Genomic DNA, 11,462 nt, shown 5'->3' on the forward strand with positions numbered 1-11,462 from the left:
CCATCGCTTCTCCTGATCTGCGGTACGCCAGTTGGCTGCGAAATCCGATCAGCAGGGGAGGCGTGCGCGCATGGCTAAATTAATCGGTGTGGTCAGCAAGGTGGTCGGTCAGGTATTCGCGGTCGACGGTGATGGCAGCCGTCGCCTGCTGGTGGAGGGCGATCGCTTGTTCGCCGGTGAGCAGCTGGAGACCGGCAGTGCCGGTGCCGTCGCCGTGCGTTTGCACAACGGTGCAGAGCTGACCCTGGGCCGTGGCAGCAGCCTTACGATGAGCGCAGATCTGCTGGCCAACCACGCGCCTCAAGTGCATAGCCAGGATGCAGCACCGAGCCAGGCACAGCTGACTGATGTCGAGCGCTTGCAACAAGCCATCGCAGCGGGTGCCGACCCAACCGAAGAAGGCGAGGCGCCAGCGGCGGGTCAGAACCCCGGCGGCGCTCCCGGCGCGTTGGGGGGCGGGCACAGTTTCGTCATGCTCAGTGAAGTGGCTGGGCAGGTCGACCCCGAGATCGGCTTCCCCACCGCAGGCTTCAATGGCATTCCGGAGTTGGCCAGCCGTGAGCTGGGGGACCTGGACATCGATACCTCGATCGCTCGCCCGCTGCCGCCCACACCGCCAGTCGACCAGCCAGATCATCCGGTCAGCCTGGGAGGGCTGGACCTCAGCCCCGGTGAACTGATCCTGGATGAAGCCAACTTGCCCCAGGGCTCGCACAGCGATCCGGCCGCGCTGACTCAGCAGGGCACCTTTACCGTGGTGGCGCCTGACGGTGTGTTCAATCTCAGCGTCGGCGGGATCAACGTGGTCACGGCAGGGGCGGTCACGGGTGTCGGTCAGTCGATAACTACGCCTCTGGGCAATACCCTGACTATCACCGGCTACAACCCGGCAACCGGCGTCGTGAGCTACAGCTACACCCTCAGCGGTGCCGAGCAACACGCCAACGGCGCTGGCAACAACAGCCTCGGTGAGCACTTCCCGGTGCTGGTCAGCGACACCGATGGTGACGTCGCCAGCGGCAGCCTGGATGTGGTGATTCGTGACGATGTACCCAAGGCTGTCAACGACGGCAATGCGGTGACGGCCACCGAGCAGCATGTCGAGCTGACCGGCAATGTCCTGACCAACGACCAGCAGGGCGCCGACCGTGTCGCCGGTGGTCCGGTAATCGCTGGCACCTTCACCGGCACCTACGGCACCCTGGTGCTGGCAGCAGATGGCAGCTACACCTACACGCTTAACACCAACGACCCGGACTTCAAAGGTCTAAAGGGCGGTGGCAATGGCCAGGAAACCTTCACCTACACCATCAAGGATGCAGACGGCGACACCAGCAGCGCCACGCTGACGTTGAACGTCAGCAACCTCAACGATCCAGTCACCTTGGCTGGGCTGGATGTGCAGGGCGCTGAACTGACCGTCTTCGAGAAAAACCTTGGCGATGGCAGCGCGCCGAATCAGAGCGCCTTGACCCAGAGCGGCAGCTTCACCGTGACCGCGCCCGATGGCCTGCAGAACCTGAGTGTCGGCGGCATCACGGTGGTCAGCGGTGGGGTCGCAGTGGGCTTCCCGCAGTCAGTCACCACGGCGCTGGGCAACACCCTGACCATCACTGGCTACAACCCCAGCACTGGGGTCGTCAGCTACAGCTACACCTTGCTCGACAACGAGGCCCACGCCAACGGCCAGGGCAACAACAGCCTGCATGAGCGCTTCACGGTCACCGCCCAGGACAGCGACGGCAGCAGCGCCACCGGCAAGCTGGACGTGAACATCGTCGATGACGTGCCCAAGGCCGAGCACGACACCAACGCCGTTACCGCGACCGAGCAGCATACCGAGCTGACCGGTAATGTGCTGGTCAATGACCAGCAAGGCGCTGATCGGGTGGCGGGTGGTCCGATCATCGGCGGCACCTTCACCGGCACCTACGGCACCCTGGTGCTGGCGGCAGACGGCAGCTATACCTACACGCTCAACACTAACGATCCGGACTTCAAAGGCCTCAAAGGTGGCGCCAGTGGGGTGGAGACTTTCACCTACACCATCAAAGACGCCGATGGCGATACCAGCAGCGCCACCCTGACCCTGAACGTCAGCAACTTCAACGACCCGGTGACCTTGGGTGGGCTGCAGGTCAATGGCGGCGAACTGACCGTGTTCGAGAAGAACCTGGCCGACGGTAGCGCGCCGAACCAGGGTGCGCTGACCCAAAGCGGCAGCTTCACCGTGAGCGCGCCGGACGGCCTGCAGACGTTGAGCGTTGGCGGCATCACCTTGGTCAGCGGCGGTGTGCCGGTGAGCTTCCCGCAGTCGCTCACCACCCCCCTTGGCAACACCCTGACCATTACCGGCTACAACCCCAGCACCGGGGTGGTGAGCTACAGCTACACCCTGCTCGACAACGAGACCCATGCCCCTGGCGATGGCACCAACAGCCTGCAGGAAAGCTTCACGGTGATCGCCAAGGACAGCGACGGCAGCACCGCAACGGGCAGCCTGGATGTGAACATCGTCGATGACATCCCTAAGGCCCAAAGTGATTTTGCCAGTGTCTACGAAGGCGGTACGGTCGAAGGCAATGTGCTGATCAACGACAAGATCGGTGCCGACGTGCCAGGCGAGGGCAAGTATGTGGTGGGCGTGCGCGCCGGTTCCGATACCTCGACCTCGGCGATTGGCCAGCTGGAAACCAAGGTGCAGGGCGACTATGGCTACCTGACTTTGGATGCCAAGGGCAATGCGGTCTACCACGCCAACCCCAACAGCGTGGCTCCAGCCGGTGCGACCGACACCTTCGTCTACACCATTCGCGATGCGGACGGTGACGTAAGCACCACCACTGTCACCATCAAGGTGCACGACTGTTCGTGGGTGGTGGGCGGTGAGGGTGGGGTCACGGTGTACGAAAATGCGCTGGACCTGAGCAAGGATGGTAATGACCTGGCGGCGGGCAACGTCCAAGGCAGCAACCCCACCTCCACGGCGGAAACCGCCTCTGGCACGGTGGCGGGCCTGGTCACCGGAGGCGTTGGCGCCCTGACCTATACCTTGGTGGGCAGCGCGGTCGGCCAGTATGGCCAGATCAAGCTCAATGGCGATGGCTCGTACACCTATACCCTGACATCGGCGCCCAACTCGCCCAATCATGTCAACGATGGCCCCAATACCCTGAGCGAATCCTTTACCTACCAGGTGAAAGACTCGCTGGGCAACACCACCACCAGCACCATTGTCGTCAGCATCGTCGATGACGTGCCCAAGGCCTACAGCGATTTCGTCGGTGTCTACGAGGGTGGCGTGGTCGAAGGCAATGTGCTGGTCAACGACAAGATCGGCGCCGATGTACCGAGCGATGGCAAGTACGTGGTCGGCGTACGCGCCGGCTCCGATACCTCGACTTCGGCAGTCGGCCAACTGGCGACCAACGTGCAGGGCGACTATGGCTACCTGACCCTGGATGCCAAGGGCAATGCGGTCTATCACGCCAACCCCAACAGCGTGGCGCCGGCCGGTGCCACCGACTCCTTCGTCTACACCATCCGTGATGCCGACGGTGATGAAAGCACCACCACCCTCACCATCAAGGTCCACGACAGCCAGCTGGTTGCCTGTGAAGACACTGACGTGAAGGTCTACGAAAAAGCCCTCGATCTCAAGCAGGACGGCCAAGACCTGGCGCCCGGCACAGTCGTCGGCAGCCAGCCAGGGTCGACCGGCGAAACAGCCTCTGGCACATTGCTCGGCGCCGTCACCGGGGGCGTGGGTGCCTTGACCTATAGCCTGGTCGGCAATGCCGAAGGCCAGTATGGCCAGATCAAGCTCAACGCCGATGGTTCCTACACCTACACCCTGACGTCGGCGCCCAAGTCGCCGGTACCGGCCAACGACGGGGCGAATGTCACCACCGAGACCTTCACCTATCAGGTGAAAGACGCGGCCGGCAACAGCACCACCAGCACCATCGTCATCAGCATCGTCGACGATGTGCCCAAGGCCCATTGCGACACGGCAACTGTGATCGAGGGCGGTACGGTCACTGGCAATGTGCTGGACAACGATGTGATCGGGGCGGACGTTGCGGCGGATGGCAAGTACGTGGTCGGCGTGCGTGCCGGCTCCGACACTTCGACCTCGGCGGTCGGCCAGCTGGCCACCCAGGTGCAGGGCGACTATGGCTACCTGACCCTGGATGCCAAGGGCAATGCGGTCTATCACGCCAATCCCAATAGCGTGGCACCCGCGGGGGCCACCGACACCTTCGTCTACACCATTCGTGATGCCGACGGTGACCAGAGCACCACCACCATCAGCATCAAGGTGCATGACAGCAAACTGGTCGCGTGTGCCGACAACGACGTCACGGTGTACGAGAAAGCCCTGGACCTGAACAAGGACGGCAACGACCTGGCGGCCGGCAACGTCACCGGCAGTAATCCAGGCTCCACCGCCGAGACGGCTTCGGGCACATTGGTCGGTTCGGTCGGCGGCGGTGTCGGCCCGCTGACCTACAGCCTGGTCGGCGACGCTGCCGGCCAATTCGGGCAATTGTTGCTCAAGGCCGATGGCTCCTACACCTATACCCTGACCTCGGCACCGAAGACACCGGGAGGGGCCGACGACGGCGCCAACCGGATCAGCGAAACCTTCACCTACAAAGCCACCGACGCTTTGGGCAACAGCATCACCAGCACCATTGCCATCAACATCGTCGATGACGTGCCCAAGGCCGTCTGCGCCGAACGCTCGATCACCCCAGGCCAGGTGGACTCCAACATCCTGCTGGTGATCGATGTATCCGGCAGCATGACCTTAAGATCCGGTGTACCAGGCCTGAGCCGTCTGGATCTGGCCAAGGAAGCGATCAACGCCTTGCTCGACAAGTACGATGACATGGGCGATATCAAGGTGCAGATCGTCACCTTCGCCACCGGTGCTTCGGTCAAGTCCGATGTCTGGGTCTCGATTGACCAGGCCAAGGCCATCGTCGCCGGTCTCAAGGCGGACGGCTCGACCTATTACGATTCCGCCGCCAGCAGCGCGCAGACGGCATTCGGCAAAGAGGGCAAGTTGCTGGGTGCGCAGAACATCAGCTACTTCTTCTCCGATGGCGAGCCCACCACCGGGCATGCGATGACGCCGGTACGGGAAACCAGCTGGGAAAACTTCCTCGATAGCAATGGCATCAAGTCCTACGCCATTGGCATGGGCACGGGGGTCAATGAAACCAACCTCAACCCACTGGCCTACGATGGCACCAGCCACACCGACACCAACTCGGTGGTGGTAACCGACCTCAGCCAGCTCAGTGCAGTGCTCACGGGGACAGTGCAGGGCTCGCCGATCACCGGCAGCTTGCTCAGTGGCGGTCATTTCGGTGCCGATGGGGGCTTCATCAAGGCGCTGTTGGTCGATGGCGTGACCTACACCTTCGACCCGAAAGCCAATGCCGGGCAGGGCGGTTATAGCGCCGTGGGCGGCGTGGACAAGGCGGCGTTCGATCCTGCCACCCATACCCTCGGTATCAAGACCGCCCTGGGCGGCGTGCTGATGGTCGACATGGACACTGGCGAGTTCACCTACAAGCCGCCCAAGGACAGCGGTAGCAGCCAGGTCGAGAAGTTTGGCTTCACCGTCAGCGACAACGATGGCGATACCGGCAGCGCCAACCTGGTGGTCAAGATCAACAGCAACCAGGCCCCCGTGGCGGGCGATGATCACATCATCACCAATATCGCCGGTGCTAGCCTCAGCGTTCCTGCCGAGGCCCTGCTGGCCAATGACAGCGACCCTGATCATGACCGCTTGAGCGCCGCGCCGATCACCTTCAACACAGGCTTCGCCGACAAGGGGGCAGGTTTCGCTGCCAGTGGTAGCGGCCAGCCGATCAAGTTCGACGGCAGCGACAACAAGTCTGCCAATCAGCTCAAGACGCTCGAGCGCAGCGCCTTCGTCGCCAACTCGGCTTCGATGACCGCTGCGCTGGTGATTGCGGGCTACCTCGGCTCGATCAGTAACGGCAACGCCAACGATGAGGATGTGATCAGCGTTAGCCTGCGCAAGGGCGAGACGCTCAAGCTCGATCACGATCGGCCGCAAGGCAACCTGCTGCTGGAGTGGAAAGAAGGCGGCGGCAGTTATCAGACCGTCGCCAATGGCAGCAGCTTCACCGCCGACCACGATGGGCTGTACAGCATCCACGTGGTGAATACCGAGAACGCCTTTGGCAATAGCAAGGCGGCCGAGCTGTACAAACTGAGCATGGTGATCGACTACGCCAATGCCCAGAATGAGGTCTATCACGGCAGCTACACGGCCAACGACAACCACGGGGGCACGACCGCGGCTGCGCTGGATATCACCTACCAGGCGGGCAGTGTCGTCAACGGCACCGCAGGCGATGATGTGCTGTTGGCGGGCGCCGGCGACGACACCCTTAACGGTGGTGATGGACACGATGTGCTGGTAGGGGGGGCGGGCAACGACAGCCTATACGGCGGTGATGGCGACGACCTGTTGATTGGCGGGGCAGGCAATGATCTGCTCAATGGGGGGGCGGGTAACGACACGGCCAGTTATGCCTCGGCGCCAAGTGCGGTGACTGTCGATCTGAACGTTGCGGGTCAGCAGAACACCGGAGGGGGCGGCCTGGATAGCTTGGTCAGTATCGAAAACCTGATCGGCTCGGACTACCACGATACGCTGATCGGCAATGGTGCGGACAACCTGCTCAGCGCTGGGCTGGGCAATGATGTGCTCAAGGGTGGGGCGGGCAATGACATCCTGATTGGTGGCCCGGGAGACGACATCCTCACTGGCGGCAGCGGCAACGACACGTTCGTCTGGCAGAAGGGCGACAGCGGCCATGATCGGGTCACCGACTTTACCCCAGGCAGCGATCACCTCGACCTGTCGCAGTTGCTGCAAGGCGAGAACGCCACGGCGGCATCGCTGGATGATTACCTGCACTTCAAGGTCAGTGGTACCGGCAGCAACGTGGTCTCGACCATCGAGGTCAGCAGTGTGGCGGGGGCTACGCCTACCCAGACCATTGACCTGGCCGGGGTCGATCTGGCCCAGCACTATGGCGTCTCGGCGGGGGCGGGTGGGTTGATCGCCTCGGGGCATGACACCGCGACCATCATCAACGGCATGCTCAATGATCACTCGTTGAAGGTGGATAACGTGTAGGCGGATTGGCAGGGCTGGCCTCATCGCAGTGCAAACGCGTAGCGATGAGGCCGGTACTGAAACGGATGAGTATCAGGACCGGCGCAAGGTCTTCTGCTTGAGGATGTACAGGCTCACCAGCACCGCACTGCTGAGCATGAAGGCCCTGGCCCAGAACAGCGGCACCAGGTAGCACGACAGGCCGATGCTGGCCCACATCAGGCCGATGGCGTAGAACTTGCCCTTGAGTGGGATCCCTTCACCGCTGAGGTAGTCGCGGATCCATGGACCGAGCGTTGGATGGTTGATCAACCAATCATGAAAACGCGGCGAGCTGCGGGCGAAACAGGCCGCTGCCAGCAACAGAAAGGGAGTGGTAGGCAACACCGGCAGGAAGATCCCCAGCACTCCCAGCGCGACGCTGAGCCAGCCGATGGCCAGCAGCAGGTAGCGCACGGCTGTATCAGTGATGACGCGGTTTGAGCAGGGCTGGCTTCTCGTCCGGAGCGTGCAGCAGCAGGAACAGCGCAGTCAGTGCTTCAGGGATCTGCACGATCATGTCGTCCTGCAGGTTGGCATCGCTGGCAATGTCGGCAAACTCTGGCTGCTCGTCGAATAGACCGGAACCGACCATGATCGGCAGCAGCATCTCGCTGACTTCTTCCTCGGCGTTCTCGAACCAGGCTTCTTCGCGCAGGAACACCCCTTCCATGAAGCCGATGCACCAGCCGCGCAGGTCGGAATCGTCCGGCTCTTCGGTCAGGTCCAGATCGCATGGCAGCTCGAATTCATCGTCGCTGGCCAGCTGACGGCCGATATGGGCTTTCAGGGCGACCAGGGTGGCTTCGATTTCGACGCGCTGGGCATCGCTGGTGTAATGAGGTTCCTCGGCGAACAGCGCATCGATCCATTCACGCTCTGGGACGTCTTCGGCAGTGATCGACAGCGCGGTCAGGTAGCCGTGGGCGGCGACGTAGTCCAGCGCTTCTTCGTGCAGCTCGTCGGCGTCGAGGAAGGCTTGCAGGCGGGTCAGTTGCTCGGCGAAGGACATTACGGGGCTACCTTGGGGAATAATCGATATGGAATTCTAGCACCTTGCTGGCGCGACGGGGCAAAGGGAACGTCTGTCAGCACAGCGTCCTTTCGCAGCAGCCAGTGGGGTATAATCCGCGATTTTTCAGCCAGAGCAGCCTTTTGCGGGGCCTTTGGCAAAAGCTGCTTACGCATTCGCACGTGTGCAGGGCGGGTTTATCGTCCAGCCTGTGTCCAGGATGGTACGGCGATTTCGGAGTTAGCAATGCTCGAACAGGCTCAGCGCGTCCTCAAGGACATCTTCGGCTACGACAGTTTCCGCGGGCGCCAGGCAGCGATCATCGAATGCGTAGCCAACGGCGGCGATGCGCTGGTACTGATGCCCACTGGTGGCGGCAAGTCGCTGTGTTTCCAGGTCCCCGGGCTGCTGCGACCAGGGCTTACCGTAGTGGTCTCGCCGCTGATCGCTCTGATGGACGACCAGGTTGCCACGCTCGACGAGCTGGGCGTGGCAGCGGCTGCCTTGAACTCGACGCTCAGCGCCGAGCAGCAACGCGAGCTAGCCGGGCGCTTGCGCCGGGGCGAAGTGAAGATGCTTTACCTTGCCCCCGAGCGCCTGGTGCAGCCGCGCATGCTGGATTTCTTGCGCGACCTGGATATCTCCTTGTTCGCCATCGATGAGGCCCACTGCGTCTCGCAATGGGGCCACGATTTTCGTCCTGAGTATCTGCAACTGGGCCAACTGGCCGAGCTGTTCCCGCATGTACCGCGTATTGCCCTGACCGCCACGGCCGACATGCGCACCCGCGAGGAGATCGTCCAGCGCCTGCACCTGCAAGGTGCCGAGCGCTTCCTGTCGAGCTTCGATCGGCCGAACATTTTCTACCGCATCGTGCCCAAGGAGTCGCCCCGCAAGCAGCTGATGGCGTTTCTCGGCGAGCGCCGGGGAAACGCCGGTATCGTGTACTGCCTGTCGCGCAAGAAGGTCGACGAGACCGCCGCCTTCCTCTGCGAGCAGGGCTTCCCGGCCTTGCCCTATCACGCCGGCCTGCCTGCCGAGACCCGTTCGAGCAACCAGCATCGCTTCCTCAACGAGGAAGGCCTGATCATGGTCGCCACCATTGCTTTCGGCATGGGCATCGATAAGCCCAACGTGCGCTTCGTCGCCCACCTGGATCTGCCCAAGTCGCTTGAGGCCTACTACCAGGAAACCGGTCGTGCCGGCCGTGATGGCCTGCCTTCGGATGCCTGGATGGCCTACGGTCTGCAGGACATGGTGATGCTCAAGCAGATGCTGCAGAACTCCGAAGGCGATGAGCGCCACAAGCGCATCGAACAGCACAAGCTCGATGCCATGCTGGCGCTGTGCGAAGAAACCCGCTGCCGTCGTCAGTCGCTGCTGGCCTATTTCGACGAGGTGCTCGAGCAACCTTGCGGGCACTGCGACAACTGCGTCGACCAGGTGCAGACCTGGGATGCCACCGAGCCTGCGCGTCAGGCCCTGTCGGCGGTGTTCCGCACCGGCCAGCGCTACGGCGTGGGTCATCTGGTCGATGTACTGGTGGGCAAGGACACCGAGAAGGTGCGTAATTTTGGCCACGAAAAGCTTTCGGTATTCGGTGTCGGCAAATCCGTCGGTGAAAACGAATGGCGCTCGTTGTTCCGCCAACTGGTTGCCCGTGGCCTGGTCGACATCGATCTGGAGGGCTATGGCGGTCTGCGCTTGTCCGACAGTTGCCGGCCGCTGCTGCGAGGCGAAGTGAACCTGCAGTTGCGCCGCGACCTCAAGCCGCAGACTACGGCCAAATCCTCCAGCAGCGGCGGTAGCCCAGCCAGCCAGCTGGTGCGTGCCGAAGAGCGCGAGCTGTGGGAGGCCTTGCGCACCCTGCGGCGCAAGTTGGCCGAAGAGCACAGCGTACCGCCGTACGTCATCTTCCCCGATTCGACCCTGCTGGAAATGCTGCGCAGCCAACCCACCAGCCTCAGCGACATGGCCCAGGTCAGCGGCGTCGGCGCCCGCAAGCTGGAGCGTTATGGCCAGGCTTTCCTCGAAGTGCTCAACGGCGGCGAGAGCGCCGAGGCACCGAAGGTGGTGCTCGACTTGCGTCACGAGTTGGTCAGCCTGGCCCGCGCCGGTATGACGCCTGCGCAGATTGCCGGCCAGCTCAACTGCAGTGAAAAGAACGTCTACAGCCTGCTGGCCGAAGCCATTGGCCGCCAGGAGCTGAGCCTGGATCAGGCCCTGGACCTGCCTGAGGATTTGCTGATGGAAGTGCAGGATGCCTTCCTCGATGGCGAGGGCGAGCTGCCGCCGGTGTCGGCTATCGCCCCGCAATTCGGCCAGCGGGTGCCGGAAGGCGTGCTGTATTGCATCCGTGCGGCGCTGGCTGCGGAGTTTGAGCTGTAACGGGCTGTACTGATGACCTTTGTCATGCTTTTTGACGTTTATCGGACGCTTATGGCTCAGCCAGCCTTGCCTGGAGGGCTGGAGCATGGTTAGCTGACTAATAATTAGTTCTATCCATAGAGTTGTTTATGCCCCTGACTGACAACCAACATCGCTTCGGCATGCAGCTGGCCCAGATGTCCCGCGGCTGGCGCGCCGAGCTGGACCGGCGCCTGGCCGGGCTCAATCTATCCCAGGCACGCTGGTTGGTGCTGTTGCACCTGGCCCGTTTCGAAGAGGCTCCGACCCAGCGTGAGCTGGCGCAGAGTGTCGGCGTTGAAGGGCCTACCCTGGCGCGCTTGCTCGATAGCCTGGAGAGCCAGGGATTGGTGCGGCGCCAGGCGGTGATGGAGGATCGGCGGGCGAAGAAGATTGTGCTCTGTCCGCCGGCCAAGCCGTTGATCGATCAGATCGAGACCATTGCCAACCAGCTGCGGATTGAGTTGTTTAGTGGGGTTGATGAGACGGATCTGGAGATTTGCATGCGGGTGCATGCGCGGATTCTGGGTAATCTTGAGAAGTCCTGAGGGCGCTTAGTTTTTTGCGGCTTTTGGGTGGTTTTGGGATGGTTTTGGGATTGGCGTGTATATCCATTTGCGATGGAGACGCTGATTCACCCTTCCGCCCTTACGGCGGGTCACTTTTGGCAAACGCCCGGTGTGCCGGCCCAGCCAAAAGTAACCAAAAGGTCTGTCGCTCCACCATCAGTCCCGCCCGTGGCGGGATCCCTTCGCGCCGGCGCCTTCCGGGCCCGCGCGGCCTACGATTTGCTGCGCAAATCTACATCTCGCGCCTTCGGCTGCGCCGAAGGGT

At 62.4% G+C, this 11,462-nt stretch carries 5 protein-coding genes; 3 read left to right on the forward strand and 2 right to left on the reverse strand.

The genetic code is table 11. The annotated features are described in order from the left end of the window. Positions 1 to 70: 70 nt before the first annotated feature. A complete protein-coding gene (locus tag OIU19_RS24015) occupies positions 71 to 7,192 on the forward strand; it encodes a retention module-containing protein (RefSeq protein WP_264237097.1) in 7,122 nt (2,373 codons plus the stop codon). Positions 7,193 to 7,264: 72 nt separating this feature from the next. Here OIU19_RS24015 and OIU19_RS24020 read toward each other — a convergent pair whose 3' ends face one another. Then, positions 7,265 to 7,627 (reverse strand): YbaN family protein, encoded by a 363-nt coding sequence (locus OIU19_RS24020; RefSeq protein ID WP_264237098.1) that lies wholly within the window; start codon positions 7,625 to 7,627, stop codon positions 7,265 to 7,267. Positions 7,628 to 7,634: 7 nt separating this feature from the next. Next, positions 7,635 to 8,222: a YecA family protein gene (locus tag OIU19_RS24025; protein ID WP_186557503.1), complete on the reverse strand. Its 588-nt coding sequence runs from the start codon at positions 8,220 to 8,222 to the stop codon at positions 7,635 to 7,637. Positions 8,223 to 8,468: 246 nt separating this feature from the next. Here OIU19_RS24025 and recQ point away from each other — a divergent pair, with 246 nt between their 5' ends. Together recQ and OIU19_RS24035 are read left to right on the forward strand one after the other, a co-directional pair. Next, positions 8,469 to 10,610, forward strand: coding sequence for a DNA helicase RecQ (gene recQ, locus OIU19_RS24030; protein WP_264237099.1), 2,142 nt, complete (start codon positions 8,469 to 8,471; stop codon positions 10,608 to 10,610). Positions 10,611 to 10,738: 128 nt separating this feature from the next. Continuing rightward, positions 10,739 to 11,176, forward strand: coding sequence for a MarR family transcriptional regulator (locus OIU19_RS24035; RefSeq protein ID WP_264237100.1), 438 nt, complete (start codon positions 10,739 to 10,741; stop codon positions 11,174 to 11,176). The last annotated feature ends 286 nt before the right edge of the window (positions 11,177 to 11,462 follow it).

Origin of the sequence: Pseudomonas sp. BT-42-2 (assembly GCF_025847435.2) — a bacterium.
Classification (GTDB): Bacteria; Pseudomonadota; Gammaproteobacteria; order Pseudomonadales; family Pseudomonadaceae; genus Aquipseudomonas; species Aquipseudomonas urmiensis.